Source organism: Streptomyces sp. NPDC088350 (genome assembly GCF_044753545.1).
Classification (GTDB): domain Bacteria; phylum Actinomycetota; class Actinomycetes; order Streptomycetales; family Streptomycetaceae; genus Streptomyces.
Genome location: NZ_JBIVNL010000011.1, coordinates 40,362 through 54,362 on the forward strand (window position 1 = coordinate 40,362; position 14,001 = coordinate 54,362).

Below are 14,001 nucleotides of genomic sequence, written 5' to 3' on the forward strand. Positions count from 1 at the left end.
GAAAGCGCGAAAGCGTCCGCACCACCCCAGGAGCCCCTCATGACCGCACTTCCGCAGGAGCGCCGCGTCCTCACCGCCATCCCCGGCCCCAAGTCGCAGGAGCTGCAGGCCCGCCGTACCGCCGCGGTCGCGGCCGGTGTGGGCTCCGTGCTGCCCGTGTTCACCGCGCGTGCGGGCGGCGGGATCCTCGAGGACGTCGACGGGAACCGGTTCATCGACTTCGGGTCCGGTATCGCGGTGACGAGCGTCGGCGCGTCCGCCGAGGCCGTCGTACGGCGTGCCACCGCGCAGCTCGCCGACTTCACCCACACCTGTTTCATGGTCACGCCCTACGAGGGGTACGTCGAGGTCGCGGAGGCGCTCGCCGAGCTGACCCCCGGCGACCACGCCAAGAAGTCCGCGCTGTTCAACTCCGGCGCCGAAGCCGTCGAGAACGCCGTGAAGATCGCGCGGGCGTACACCAAGCGGCAGGCCGTCGTCGTGTTCGACCACGGGTACCACGGCCGGACCAACCTCACCATGGCGCTGACCTCGAAGAACATGCCGTACAAGAACGGCTTCGGTCCGTTCGCGCCCGAGGTGTACCGCGTGCCTGTGGCCTACGGCTACCGCTGGCCGACCGGTGCGGAGAACGCCGGTGCCGAGGCCTCCGCGCAGGCCATCGACATGATCAACAAGCAGATCGGCGCCGACAACGTCGCCGCGATCATCATCGAGCCGGTCCTCGGCGAGGGCGGTTTCATCGAGCCGGCGAAGGGCTTCCTCCCCGCGCTCAGCGCGTTCGCCAAGGCCAACGGGATCGTGTTCGTCGCGGACGAGATCCAGTCCGGGTTCTGCCGTACGGGTCAGTGGTTCGCGTGTGAGGACGAGGGTGTCGTCCCGGATCTGATCACCACCGCGAAGGGGATCGCGGGCGGTCTGCCGCTCGCCGCCGTCACCGGGCGCGCCGCGATCATGGACGCCGCGCACGCCGGTGGCCTCGGGGGTACCTACGGCGGCAACCCGGTCGCCTGCGCCGGTGCGCTCGGCTCCATCGAGACCATGAAGGAGCTGGACCTCAACGCCAGGGCCAAGAACATCGAGGCCGTGATGAAGACCCGCCTCGGTGCCATGGCGGAGAAGTTCGACATCATCGGCGATGTCCGCGGGCGCGGCGCGATGATCGCCATCGAGCTGGTCAAGGACCGTACGACCAAGGAGCCGAACCCGGAGGCGACCGCCGCGCTCGCCAAGGCGTGCCACCAGGAGGGGCTGCTGGTCCTGACCTGTGGCACCTACGGCAACGTCCTCCGCTTCCTGCCGCCGCTGGTCATCGGGGACGAACTGCTGAGCGAGGGGCTCGACATCATCGAGCAGGCGTTCGCACGTATCTGAGCCATCCACTCCCGTGTGCTCCGGTCCCAGGGAACCCGTGGCTCCCGCACCGGAGCCGCACCCCATGCGCCCCACCCGCCCCAGCCCTTTCCTCCACAGGGATTCACAGGCTGGGGCGGCGGGCGTCAGGCCGTGTGAAGAAGGTGTGCGGGGTGCATGACGGGACGCGAATCCGCCTGTCGTACCCGCCGCCCCTGCCGTAGGTTCTACCCAGATGAGAGATACACCCCGCCCGCAGGGGACTGTGGGTGATTACAGGACGAGGCCTCCCCAGCTTCGCCCTGGTCGTGCCCTCGCGCACACAACAGGAGCCTCTGGCTCCGAATCTCCTCACCGATCGGACAGTCGCCCGCCCCAAACCCCCCGGGGCGCGCGACCCGCCGATCCGGTCGGCCGGCCCGGAACCACCCCCCCTGTTCCGGGTCGGCCGACCTCCTTCTTCTGGCTGTTTATCGCCCTTCCCGCGCTGCTCTTCGCGCTGATCACCTGGCAGGTCGCCGCCAAGGGCCCGCTCCTCCGCCTGGACGCCCGCCTCAGCCGCGCGCTCGTCCACCCGGACCTCTTCTCCAAACTCCTCGCCGACCTCGGCGACGTCCGGGTCGCGCTCCCCGTCCTCGCCGCGGTCCTCGGCTACGTCGCGTGGCGCGCCCGTGCCGCAGGTACGGACCGCTGGTGGCGGCCACCCCTCTCGGCGGCGGTGCTGATGGCCCTGGTGCCGGCGCTGGTCGTCCCCCTCAAGGAAGTGATCGCCCGCGGCGGCACCCCGGCGGTCCCGCCCGGCACCGGCTACTACCCCTCCGGCCACACGGCCACCGCGATGATCGCCTACGGCTCCGCGACCCTGCTCCTCCTCCCCTGGCTCCGGGCGGCGTACGCCCGCCGGGGGTTGGTCATCGCCTGCGCCCTCGTCAACGTCGGCGTCCCGTTCGGTCTGGTCCGGCACGGCTACCACTGGCCACTGGACGTCGTGGCCAGCTGGTGCCTGTGTACGGTGCTGCTCGCCTCGTTCTGGTTGTTCCTGACCCGGGATGTCAGCCGAAGTAGCCGTCGAACGTCTTCTGGAACTCCCCGTTCGCGTAGCGGTCCCAGTTGATCGACCAGGTCATCAGTCCGCGCAGCGCGGGCCAGGTGCCGTGGGTCGCGTACGAGCCGCAACTCACCTTCTTCGTCAGGCAGTCCAGGGTCTTGGTGACCTCGGCCGGGGCGACATAGCCGTTGCCCGCGTTGACCGACGCCGGCATGCCGATGGCGATCTGGTCGGGGCGCAGGGCAGGGAAGACGTTGTTCGTGTCGCCCGCGACCGGGAAGCCGGTGAGCAGCATGTCGGTCATCGCGATGTGGAAGTCGGCGCCGCCCATGGTGTGGTACTGACCGTCGAGACCCATGATCGGGCCCGAGTTGTAGTCCTGGACGTGGAGCAGGGTCAGGTCGTCGCGCAGCGCGTAGACGACGGGCAGATACGCCCCGCACCTCGGGTCCTGGCCGCCCCACTTGCCGGTGCCGTAGAACTGGTGGCCCATCTGCACGAAGAAGGTCTCGGGCGCCATGCTCAGCACGAACTTCGCGCCGTACTTGGCCTTCAGGGTCTTCAGGGCCGCGATCAGGTTGACCACCACGGGAGTTGTGGGGCTCTTGAAGTTCGTGTCGCTCGCGTCGAGCGAGAGGGAGTGGCCCTCGAAGTCGATGTCCAGGCCGTCGAGTCCGTAGGTGTCGATGATGTTCGAGACCGAGGAGACGAAGGTGTCCCTGGCCGCCGTCGTGGTGAGTTGGACCTGGCCGTTGGCGCCGCCGATGGAGATCAACACCTTTTTCCCCGCCGCCTGTTTGGCCTTGATCGCCGCCTTGAAGTCGGCGTCGCTCTCCACGTTGGCGCATTCGCTGACCGGGCAGCGGTTGAAACGGATGTCGCCCGAAGTGGCGGAGGTGGGTTCGCCGAAGGCCAGGTCGATGACGTCCCAGCTGTCCGGGACGTCGGCCAGGCGCGTATAGCCGGAGCCGTTGGCGAAGCTCGCGTGCAGGTAGCCGACCAGGGCGTGGGTCGGCAGGCCGGAGGTGGGGCCCGAGCCGGTGGACGTCGTCGCGGTGACCGCCGTGGACTTCGCGGACTCGCCCGCGTCGTTGACGGCCGTGACCTGGAAGCTGTACGCCGTCGCGGCCGACAGTCCGCTCACGGTGGCCGAAGTCCCGCTCGCCGTCTGGACTTTCACCCCGTCACGGTAGACCGCGTAGCCCGTCGCGCCGGTGACGGCCGACCAGGAGAGAGCGACGGAGGAGGAGGTGACGGTGCCAACGGCGAGGCCCGTCGGGGTGGTTGGCGGTTGGCCTACGTCCACCGCGGGGCCGGTGAGGGAGAGGTCGTCGGCGTAGTAGGCGCCGGTGGCGTACCAGCCGTGGGTGTAGATCGTGACCTTGGTGGTGGACGGGCCGGTGCGGAAGCTCGTCGTCAACCGCTGCCAGTCCGGGGCCGATGGGGTCCAGGTGGAGACGTCCGTGGTGCCGGTGCCGCTCGCGCCGAGGTAGACGTAGCTGCCGCGGACGTAACCGGCGAGCGTGTACGGGGAGTCCGGTTTCACGGTCACCGTCTGCGCGCACTGGGCGTAGTCGTTGCCGGCCGGGGTCGCCTGCAACGCCGAACCGCCGCCGTGCACGGGCGACTTGACCGTCGTACCGCTGCTCGCGGTACAGGACCAGCTGTCGAGGCCGGACTCGAAGCCTCCGTTCTTCGCCAGGTCCGCGTCGGCCGCACGGGCGGCCGACGAGAGCGCGGTGATGCCAGACACGGCCAGGGCCGCGACCGTGAGCATGGTGAGGACGGGTCTGGTGCGGTCCACAAGTGCCTCCGGGCATGGGGGAATTGGAGGGGTGGAGCGCGCCCAATTTGGTCCAGACCAATTAGGTTGTCAAGACCCTGATCTGTTAACCGTCCTCCCCCTCCGTGGCCAGCCCCGCCGCCGCCTCGTGCATGGCGAGTTCGAGGAGCGCCGGATCGGTGAGGGTGCCGGAGCCGTCCGGCGGTACCAGCCAGCGGACCCCGCCGGTCGACCGGCCGGGGTACGGCACGACGATCCAGGTGCCGAGTCCGGCCGTACGGATTCCGGTGCCGAGCCAGCGGGCCGCGGTGCCGGGCGGCACGAGGAAGCCCATGCGCGCGTCGCCGAAGTCGACGAGTACCGGGCCCAGTTGATCGATGACCCGGGTCAGCACATCGAGCGTGGGATAGCCGAGTTCACCCGGCAGGATGAGTACGTCCCAGGCCTTGCCGGCGGGCAGCAGCGCGACCCCGAGGGGGTTGCGCTCCCATTCCCAGCGGCAGGCCTCGGGATCCGGAGCCACGGATGCCAGCCACTCGACGGCCGTCTTCGCCCCAGTCATGAGGAGACCTCCCTTTCTCATGTCGACGCTGGTCGCGTCACAGGAGAGAGGGAGGTACCCGGCGGGCATTACGCGGGTTCCGGCTCCTCGTTGGAGTGAACCGGATCACACCCGCAGGAAGCCGCGCGGCTCAACTGTCGAAGCCGAGGCCCAGCTTGTCCATCGTCTTCAGCCACAGGTTGCGCCGGCCGCCGTGGTCGTCCGCGCGGGCCAGCGACCACTTGGTGAGCGCGATGCCGGTCCAGGCGAAGGGCTCGGGCGGGAAGGGCAGCGGCTTTTTGCGGACCATCTCGAGTTCCGTGCGCTCGGTACGCTCCCCCGCGAGCAGGTCCAGCATCACGTCCGCGCCGAAGCGGGTGGCGCCGACACCGAGTCCGGTGAAGCCCGCCGCGTAGGCCACCTTGCCCTGGTGGGCGGTGCCGAAGAACGCCGAGAAGCGCGAGCAGGTGTCGATCGCGCCGCCCCACGCGTGCGAGAAGTTGAGGCCCTCCAGCTGCGGGAAGCAGGTGAAGAAGTGCTCGGCGAGCTTCGCGTACGTCTCCGGCCGGTCGTCGTACTCGGCGCGCACCCGGCCGCCGTACGGATAGATCGCGTCGTAACCGCCCCACAGGATGCGGTTGTCGGCGGACAGCCGGAAGTAGTGGAACTGGTTCGCCGAATCCCCGAGGCCCTGGCGGTTCTTCCAGCCGATCGACGCCAACTGGTCGGCGGAGAGCGGCTCGGTCATCAGCGCGTAGTCGTAGACCGGGACGGTGTACGAGCGGACCCGCTTGACCAGGTTCGGGAAGATGTTGGTGCCGAGCGCGACCCGGCGGGCGCGGACCGAGCCGTAGGGGGTGCGTACGGCCATGCCGGCGCCGTACGGCTTGAGGGCGAGGGCGGGGGTGTGTTCGTAGACGCGGACGCCGAGTTGGAGGCAGGCGCGCTTCAACCCCCAGGCCAGCTTGGCCGGGTTGAGCATCGCGACGCCCCGGCTGTCGTACAGACCGGCAAGGAAGGTCGGCGAGGCGACCTGTTCCCTGACCGCTTCGGCGTCGAGGAACTCGGTGCCGTCGGCGAGGCCCTTGCGCTCCAACTCGCCGTACCAGTGGTGGAGTTCCTCGGCCTGGTGCGGTTCGGTGGCGACGTCGATCTCGCCGGTGCGCTCGAACTCGCAGTCCAGGGAGTAGCGGACGACCGCGCTCTCGATCTCGTCGAGGTTGCGGGCGCCCAGCTCCTCCAGTTGGTGGATCTCGTCGGGCCAGCGGGTGAGGCCGTTGGACAGGCCGTGGGTGAGCGAGGCGGCACAGAAGCCGCCGTTGCGGCCTGAGGCGGCCCAGCCCACCTCGCGGCCCTCCAGCAGCACCACGTCCCGCTGCGGGTCGCGCTCCTTCGCGAGGAGCGCGGTCCACAGTCCGCTGTAACCGCCGCCGACGACCAGCAGATCGCAGGTCTCGCCGCCGGTGAGCGCGGGTTCGGGGTGGGGTTTGCCGGGGTCGTCCAGCCAGTACGGGACCGGCCGGGCTTCGGAAAGGGATTTGGTCCAGTTGTTGGTACGGCTCATGGCGCTCGGGGCCATGATTTCAACTCCCTACAGGGATAGTACGGTTACGCCTTTACCTTGTTGCGGCGGTTGGTGATCGCCATCGAGAAGAGCACCAACAATACGGCGACGAGGAACATGGCCGTACCGATGACATTGATCTGAACGGGTGTGCCGCGCTGTGCCGAACCCCAGACGAACATGGGGAAGGTGACGGTCGAACCCGCGTTGAAATTGGTGATGATGAAATCGTCGAAGGAGAGCGCGAAGGAGAGCAGCGCGCCCGCCGCGATTCCGGGGGCCGCGATGGGCAGGGTGACGCGCAGGAAGGTCTGCGCCGGGCCGGCGTAGAGGTCCTGGGCGGCCTGTTCCAGGCGCGGGTCCATCGACATCACGCGGGCCTTGACGGCGGTGACGACGAAGCTGAGGCAGAACATGATGTGGGCGATCAGGATGGTGTAGAAGCCCAGTTGGGCGCCCATGTTGAGAAACAAGGTGAGCAGCGAGGCCGCCATGACGACCTCGGGCATCGCCATCGGCAGGAAGATCAGCGAGTTGATCGCGCCACGTGCGCGGAAGCGGTAGCGGACCAGCGCGAAGGCGATCATCGTGCCGAGGAGGGTGGCGCCGATCGTCGCCCAGACGGCGATCTGGAGGCTGATGCTCAGCGAGCCGCACATGTCGGCGACACCGCACGGCTGCTTCCAGGCGTCCAGCGAGAACTGCTGCCACTCGTAATTGAAGCGCCCCTTCGGCTTGTTGAAGGAGAACACCGTGACGATGACGTTCGGGAGAAGGAGATATCCGAGCGTCAACAGCCCGGCGATGACGACGAAATGGCGCTTGAACCAGCGTACGACGGCCATTTAGACCAGATCCTCCGTCCCGGACTTGCGAATGTAGACGGTCACCATGGCGAGGATGGCGGCCATGAGGATGAAGGAGAGTGCCGCCGCTGTCGGGTAGTCCAGAATGCGCAGGAACTGCGTCTGGATCACGTTTCCGATCATGCGGGTGTCGGTGGAGCCGAGGAGTTCGGCGTTGACGTAGTCACCGGCCGCCGGGATGAAGGTCAGCAGGGTGCCGGAGACGACGCCGGGCATCGACAGCGGGAAGGTGACCTTGCGGAAGGTGGTGAACGGCTTGGCGTACAGGTCGCCGGCCGCCTCGTGCAGCCGTCCGTCGATGCGCTCCAGCGAGGTGTAGAGCGGCAGGATCATGAACGGCAGGAAGTTGTACGTCAGTCCGCACACCACCGCGAGCGGGGTGGCGAGGACGCGGTCGCCCGAGGTCCAGCCGAGCCAGTTGGTGACGTCCAGGACGTGCAGCGTGTTGAGGACGCTGACGACCGGGCCGCTGTCCGCGAGGATCGTCTTCCAGGCGAGCGTGCGGATCAGGAAGCTGGTGAAGAACGGCGCGATCACCAGGATCATGATCAGGTTGCGCCAGCGTCCCGCGCGGAAGGCGATGAGGTACGCCAGCGGGTACCCCAGCAGCAGACAGAGGATGGTCGCGGCGGCGGCGTAGAAGACCGAGCGCAGGAACTGCGGCCAGTACTCGGACAGCGCGTCCCAGTAGGTCGCGAGGTGCCAGGTGACCTTGTAGCCGTCCTCCAGGGAGCCCGTCTGGATCGACGTGGAGCCCTGGTAGATCATCGGCAGCGCGAAGAAGACGATCAGCCAGAGGATGCCGGGCAGGAGCAGCCAGTACGGCGTCCAGCGGCCCCTCCTCTTGCGCGGAGGCTTCTCCTCCGGCGCGGGCGCCAGGGGCGGCGCCTCGGTGACAGCGGCCATCAGGCGGCCTCCTCCTCGATGTCGACGCCGGCGTCGATGTCCTGGGCCGCGTCGAGGCCGAAGGTGTGGGCCGGGTTCCAGTGCAGGACGACGTCGGCGCCGGGCACCAGCCGGGTGTCGCGGTCGATGTTCTGGGCGTAGACCTCGAACTCGGGGCAGACGGGGCTGTCGATGACGTACTGGGTGGAGACGCCGATGAAGCTGGAGTCGGCGATCTTGCCGGTGATGCGGTTGCGGCCGGCCGGGATCTCGCCCGCGTCGTCGGCGTGCGTGAGGGTGATCTTCTCGGGGCGTACGCCGACCAGGACCTTGCCGCCGGTCGTCGTGGGCGCCGAACAGCGCGCCTCGGGCAGGACGAGCTTGCCGCCGCCCGCCTTGAGGATGATCTCGTCGCCGCTCTTGGAGTCGACCTCGGCCTCGATGAGGTTGGAGGTGCCGAGGAAGTTGGCGACGAAGGTGGTGTTCGGGTTCTCGTAGAGGTCGCTGGGCGAGCCGAGTTGCTCGACGCGGCCCGCGTTCATCACGGCGACCGTGTCGGCCATGGTCATGGCCTCCTCCTGGTCGTGCGTGACGTGGATGAACGTGATGCCGACCTCGGTCTGGATGCGCTTGAGCTCCAGCTGCATCTGGCGGCGCAGCTTGAGGTCGAGGGCGCCGAGGGGTTCGTCGAGGAGCAGCACCTTGGGGTGGTTGATGAGCGCGCGGGCGACGGCGACACGCTGCTGCTGGCCACCCGACAGTTGGTGCGGCTTCTTGCGGGCCTGCTCGCCGAGTTGGACCAGGTCGAGCATGTCGACGACCTGCTGCTTCACCGACTTGATGCCGCGCCGGCGCAGACCGAAGGCGACGTTCTCGAAGATGTCGAGGTGCGGGAAGAGAGCGTAGGACTGGAAGACGGTGTTCACCGGCCGCTTGTAGGGCGGGAGGTGGGTGACTTCCTGGTCGCCGAGGTGGACGGTGCCGGAGGAAGGTTCCTCCAGGCCCGCGATCATGCGCAGGGTGGTGGTCTTGCCGCAGCCGGAGGCGCCGAGCAGGGCGAAGAAGGAGCCCTGGGGGACGGTCAGGTCGAGCGGCTGGACTGCGGTGAAGCCGTTGTCGTAGGTCTTGCTGATGCCGGAGAGGCGGACGTCGCCGCTGGTGTCCTTGGTGTTCATCGTCGTCACGCCCCTGTGAGCTTTGCGAACTTCTGCTGGTAGGCCGTCTCTTCCTTCGAGCTCAGGGAGCGGAAGGCGTGGGACTTGGCCTGCATGGCCTTGTCGGGGAGGATCAGCGGGTTGTCCGCGGCCGACTTGTCGATCTTGGCGAGGTAGGGCTTCACGTCCGCGACCGGGCTCACGTAGTTGATGTAGGCGGCGAGTTCGGCGGCCGGTTCGGGCTCGTAGTAGTAGTCGATCAGCCGCTCGGCGTTCGTCTTGTGGCGCGCCTTGTTGGGGATCAGCATGTTGTCGGTCGACGTCATGTAGCCGGCTTCCGGAATCACATAGCCGACGTCCGGGTTGTCCGACTGGAGCTGCACGATGTCGCCGCCCCAGGCGACACAGGCCGCGAAGTCGCCCTTGGTGAGGTCGGACGTGTAGTCGTTGCCGGTGAAGCGGCGGATCTGGCCCTTGTCGACGGCCTTCTGGAGGCGGGCGATGACCGCGTCGTAGTCGTCGGTGGTGAACTTCGCCGGGTCCTTGCCCATGTCGAGCATGGTCATGCCGACGGAGTCGCGCATCTCGGTGAGGAAGCCGACGCGGCCCTTGAGCTTGGGGTTGTCGAGCAGGTCGGAGATCGACTTCACCTCGACGCCGTCGAGCGCCTTCTTGTTGTAGGCGATGACGGTCGAGATGCCCTGCCACACGTACGAGTACGCCCGGCCCGGGTCCCAGTCGGGGCTGCGGAACTGGTCCGACAGGTTGGCGAAGGCGTGCGGCAGGTTCGAGGCGTCCAGTTTCTGGACGTAGCCCAGGCGGATCATGCGGGCGGCCAGCCAGTCGGTGAGGACGATGAGGTCGCGGCCGGTGTCCTGGCCGGCGGCGAGCTGCGGCTGGATCTTGCCGAAGAACTCGTCGTTGTCGTTGATGTCCTCGGTGTACTTGACCTTGATGCCGGTCCGCTTGGTGAACGCGTCCAGCGTCGGACGGTGCTTGCCGCTGTCGTCGACGTCGATGTACTCGGGCCAGTTGGAGAAGTCGATCTCCTTCTCCTTGGCCGAGTGGTCGTCGGCGGACACCCCGCCCTGCGTCTTGCCCGCCGCGGGGATCCCGCAGCCGCTCAGGGCCCCGAGTCCGCCGACCGCGAGCGCGCCGCCCGCGGAGGCGCGCAGCACCGATCGGCGGGTCATCGCGGACCTGCTCTTGCGGAAGCTGCGCCGCACGGCGGCCACTTCGGCCGGGGTCAGGCGGTCGGGCTCGTACTGCTTCATGCGCGTGCTGCCCTTTCGGGAGGAGACGGCTGCGGTCGACGCGGCCGTCAGTTCTGCTGTCGGTCCCCGAAGATCGTGCGGTGCCAGTCCTTCCTGGCGACCGCGGTGTTGTCGAACATGACGTGCTTGATCTGGGTGTACTCCTCGAACGAGTAGGCGGACATGTCCCTGCCGAAGCCGGACGCCTTGTAACCGCCGTGGGGCATCTCGCTGATGATCGGGATGTGGTCGTTGATCCACACGCAGCCCGCCTTGATCTCGCGGGTCGCGCGGTTGGCCCGGTAGACGTCGCGGCTCCACGCGGAGGCGGCGAGCCCGTACGGGGTGTCGTTGGCGAGCGCGATGCCCTCGTCGTCGGTGTCGAAGGGCAGCACGACGAGCACGGGGCCGAAGAGCTCCGACTGCACGATCTCGCTGTCCTGGGCGGCGTCCGCGACCAGAGTGGGGCGATAGTAGGCACCGTTCTTGAGATCTCCCTGAGGAGCCTCACCACCGGTCACCACGCGCGCGTAGGCACGCGCCCGGTCGACGAACCCGGCGACGCGGTCGCGCTGGACGTGCGAGATCAGCGGGCCGAGGTCGGTACCGGGGGCGAAGGGGTCGCCGACCCGTACGGACGCCATGAGGGCGGCGGTCTTCTGGACGAACGCGTCGTAGAGGGGCCGTTGCACGTACGCGCGCGTGGCGGCCGTGCAGTCCTGCCCGGTGTTGATGAGCGAACCGGCGACGGCTCCGTTGACGGCGGCGTCGAGGTCGGCGTCGTCGAAGACCACGAAGGGTGCCTTGCCGCCCAGCTCCAGGTGGAGGCGCTTGACGGTGGCGGTGGCGATCTCGGCGACGCGCTTGCCGACGGCGGTGGACCCGGTGAAGGAGGTCATGGCGACATCCGGGTGCCCGACGAGATGCTCACCGGCGACCTTCCCGGTGCCGGTGACGATGTTGATGACACCGTCCGGGATGCCCGCGTCGGTGGCGGCCTGCGCGAACATCAGCGAGGTGAGCGGGGTCAGCTCGGCGGGCTTCAGCACGATCGTGTTGCCCGCGGCGATCGCCGGGAGGATCTTCCAGGCGGCCATCTGGAGGGGATAGTTCCAGGGCGCGATGGAGCCGACGACACCGATGGGTTCACGGCGTACGTACGAGGTGTGGTCGCCGGAGTACTCACCGGCCGACTGCCCCTGCAGATGCCGTGCGGCACCCGCGAAGAAGGCGGTGTTGTCGATCGTCCCGGGGACGTCGAACTCGCGGGTCAGCTTCAGGGGCTTGCCGCACTGGAGGGACTCGGCGCGGGCGAAGTCGTCCGCGCGTTCGGCGAGCACGGCGGCGAAGCGGTGCAGCGCGTCGGACCGCTCGCCGGGCGTGGCGCCCGACCAGCCCGGGAAGGCGGCGCGGGCGGCGGCCACAGCCGCGTCCACGTCGGCGGTGCCGGCCAGCTCGTACGTGTAGACGTCCTCGCCGGTGGCCGGGTCGACGACCGTGTGGGTACGGCCCGAGGTGCCCTTAGCCGGGCGGCCCGCGATGAACTGCGCGCCGTCCGCGAAGTACTCCTGTGCGGGGAATCGTTCCGGGGTGACGCTGCCCGGGTTGTGCATGTCGCTCTCCTCCGCCTTCGCCCCGCTTCGTCCGCTGGCGGGTGGCGTAGCTCCAGCTCGATTTGAGTGCTGATCCTGACAGAGCAAAGGGACTCCAACAAGTGATTCCGTTGTTGCCTTTTGGTTACGCGACGGAATCTGTCGACCAGGTGTCGAGTCCGGGTGGAAAAGGGGGGACGGAGTGTCAGTGGTGCCTGCAAGACTCGCGTGTATGGAAAAGATCACGGGGAAGCTCGCGGGAGAGGTCGCGCGAAAGATCGATTCGCAGGAAGCCCTGATCAGGGAAGTGCGCGCCGGGACCAGGGTCAAATACCTGCGCTTCTGGGGCCACCGGCCGCATCCGGACGGCCGCGTGGGCGCGAGCTGTCTGAGCCAGTGGTGGCCGTCGCCGTTTTCCGTGGCCGGGGTGACGTATGCGACCGCCGAGCACTGGATGATGGCGGGCAAGGCACGGCTGTTCGGCGACGAGGACGCCCTCGCGCGGGTGCTGGCGGCGGGTCATCCGTCCCTGGCCAAGAAGGCGGGGCGGCTGGTGCGCGGCTTCGACGAGGAGACGTGGACGCGGGAGCGGTTCGGGATCGTCGTCGAGGGGAGCGTCCACAAGTTCGCGGCGGACGCGGAACTGCGGGCGTATCTGCTGGGCACGGGCGAGCGTGTGCTGGTGGAGGCTAGTCCGGTGGACCGGGTGTGGGGCATAGGCCTCGCGGCGGACGATCCGGCGGCGGAGGATCCCGAGCGGTGGCGGGGGCCGAATCTGCTGGGGTTCGCGTTGATGGAGGCGCGGGGGCGGTTGCGGGAGGGGTGACGGGGGCGGAGTGTGCGGCTCCGGGGCCGGCGGCTTGAGGGGGGGGCAGCGGGGGCTCGGCGGCTGTGGGAAGGGGGCCGGTGGTCTGAGTAGCCCGGGCCGCTGGAGCGGGGGAGCTCGGTGGCTTGGGTGCGCAGCCCCCGGCCACCGGGATACCGGACGCTGTTGGCGAATCCACGGGCGGCCGGGTGCCGATTTCGCGAATGTGACACTCACGGTAGGAAGTGTCACGTTTGCGGCGAGAGCATCCAGGACCTCCGGCACGGACTCACTCGGATCAGACCTGGGGCTGGAGCGGTGCCGTCAGGCTGGGGGCCGAGTTGAAGGACGGGTCGGAGTTCGTGGTGTCGGTGTCGTTGCCGTGTTTGACGGCGAACGCGATGAAGATGATCATCAAGGCGATCGTGGCGACGCCGAGAAAGGTCCCGACGATGCCCGTGATGAAACCCGCCTGGGCCTGACCTCGGTTCGTGGCCTCGCCCCGGTCCGCCCGCTTCTTGCCCTTGACGCCGAGGATGATCGCGGTGACACCGAGAGCCAGGGACACGACGCCGTAGATGCAGAACAGGCAGCAGGACAGGATGCCCAGCACCATCGCAGCGGTGCCCATGTTGTTCTGCGGCGCCATCGGCATACCGGGCCAGCCGTAGCCCTGCGGGTAGCCGGGGTAGCCGGGGTAGCCGGGGTAGCCGGGGTAGCCGTAGCCGCCGGGCATTCCCGGGGCGCCCTGCATTCCGGGGCCGCCCGGCATTCCTGGACCGCCGGGGGCGTTGGGCTGGCCGTAGCCGGGAGCGCCGTAACTGGGGAGGCCGGGCGGTGTGCCGGGCTGACCGTAGCCGGGGGCCTGGGGAGGCGCGCCGGGTGCGGGCGGGGCGAAGCCGTCGGACGGCAGGGAGGTCACCGTGGCCTGGTTGTGCACGGACGGCGACTGCGGCGGAGGCTGCCGGTCCTGCGGAGCGGACCACTGCCCGGGCGCGGGCTGCTGTCCGGGCGCCGGCTGCTGCGGCACGTTCTTCTCCAGCGACGGCCTGCTCTCCGGCGGCGCCCACGGGTCGCGGTTCGCTCCCGTGCCGTCGTCCGGCTGTGTCTGGTCCCCCACGTCTCGTCCCCGTCCCCGTCGGTCGATCGTCAGACCG

The 14,001-nt window shown here is 68.8% G+C and carries 12 protein-coding genes; 3 read left to right on the forward strand and 9 right to left on the reverse strand.

Going from position 1 to position 14,001, the window contains the following annotated elements; all coding sequences use genetic code 11:
- The first annotated feature begins 39 nt into the window (after positions 1-39).
- Both gabT and ACIQBL_RS34365 read left to right on the forward strand, forming a co-directional pair.
- The gene (gabT, locus tag ACIQBL_RS34360) at positions 40-1,374 is read left to right on the forward strand and encodes a 4-aminobutyrate--2-oxoglutarate transaminase (RefSeq protein WP_401948909.1); all 1,335 of its coding nucleotides are present in this window, start codon (positions 40-42) and stop codon (positions 1,372-1,374) included.
- Positions 1,375-1,618: 244 nt separating this feature from the next.
- Positions 1,619-2,467: a phosphatase PAP2 family protein gene (locus tag ACIQBL_RS34365; protein WP_401948912.1), complete on the forward strand. Its 849-nt coding sequence runs from the start codon at positions 1,619-1,621 to the stop codon at positions 2,465-2,467.
- Here the strand turns inward: ACIQBL_RS34365 and ACIQBL_RS34370 are convergent.
- The 8 genes from ACIQBL_RS34370 to ACIQBL_RS34405 all read right to left on the reverse strand — a co-directional run bounded on the left by ACIQBL_RS34370 (position 2,406) and on the right by ACIQBL_RS34405 (position 12,060).
- Positions 2,406-4,178 carry a chitinase gene (locus tag ACIQBL_RS34370; RefSeq protein ID WP_401949613.1) on the reverse strand — a complete coding sequence of 591 codons (1,773 nt, stop codon included), beginning with the start codon at positions 4,176-4,178 and terminating at the stop codon, positions 2,406-2,408. The genes ACIQBL_RS34365 and ACIQBL_RS34370 overlap by 62 nt on opposite strands.
- Positions 4,179-4,290: 112 nt before the next feature.
- Complete coding sequence (locus ACIQBL_RS34375; RefSeq protein ID WP_328828431.1) at positions 4,291-4,746, reverse strand: hypothetical protein; 456 nt, start codon at positions 4,744-4,746, stop codon at positions 4,291-4,293.
- Positions 4,747-4,876: 130 nt separating this feature from the next.
- Positions 4,877-6,304, reverse strand: coding sequence for an NAD(P)/FAD-dependent oxidoreductase (locus tag ACIQBL_RS34380; protein ID WP_401948915.1), 1,428 nt, complete (start codon positions 6,302-6,304; stop codon positions 4,877-4,879).
- Positions 6,305-6,333: 29 nt separating this feature from the next.
- The gene (locus ACIQBL_RS34385; RefSeq protein ID WP_401948918.1) at positions 6,334-7,134 is read right to left on the reverse strand and encodes an ABC transporter permease; all 801 of its coding nucleotides are present in this window, start codon (positions 7,132-7,134) and stop codon (positions 6,334-6,336) included.
- Complete coding sequence (locus tag ACIQBL_RS34390) at positions 7,135-8,061, reverse strand: ABC transporter permease (protein ID WP_401948921.1); 927 nt, start codon at positions 8,059-8,061, stop codon at positions 7,135-7,137.
- Positions 8,061-9,215, reverse strand: coding sequence for an ABC transporter ATP-binding protein (locus ACIQBL_RS34395; protein ID WP_401948924.1), 1,155 nt, complete (start codon positions 9,213-9,215; stop codon positions 8,061-8,063). Before ACIQBL_RS34395 ends, ACIQBL_RS34390 begins: the two co-directional genes overlap by 1 nt.
- A gap of 5 nt (positions 9,216-9,220) precedes the next feature.
- Complete coding sequence (locus tag ACIQBL_RS34400; protein ID WP_401948927.1) at positions 9,221-10,468, reverse strand: PotD/PotF family extracellular solute-binding protein; 1,248 nt, start codon at positions 10,466-10,468, stop codon at positions 9,221-9,223.
- A gap of 47 nt (positions 10,469-10,515) precedes the next feature.
- The gene (locus ACIQBL_RS34405; protein WP_401948930.1) at positions 10,516-12,060 is read right to left on the reverse strand and encodes a gamma-aminobutyraldehyde dehydrogenase; all 1,545 of its coding nucleotides are present in this window, start codon (positions 12,058-12,060) and stop codon (positions 10,516-10,518) included.
- Between the two features lie 211 nt (positions 12,061-12,271).
- On the opposite strand from ACIQBL_RS34405, the gene ACIQBL_RS34410 reads away from it, so the two are divergent.
- Entirely contained in the window at positions 12,272-12,865 is a 594-nt protein-coding gene (locus tag ACIQBL_RS34410; RefSeq protein WP_401948933.1) for an NADAR family protein, read from the forward strand.
- Between the two features lie 277 nt (positions 12,866-13,142).
- Here ACIQBL_RS34410 and ACIQBL_RS34415 read toward each other — a convergent pair whose 3' ends face one another.
- Entirely contained in the window at positions 13,143-13,964 is an 822-nt protein-coding gene (locus ACIQBL_RS34415; RefSeq protein ID WP_401948935.1) for a DUF4190 domain-containing protein, read from the reverse strand.
- Positions 13,965-14,001 lie beyond the last annotated feature (37 nt).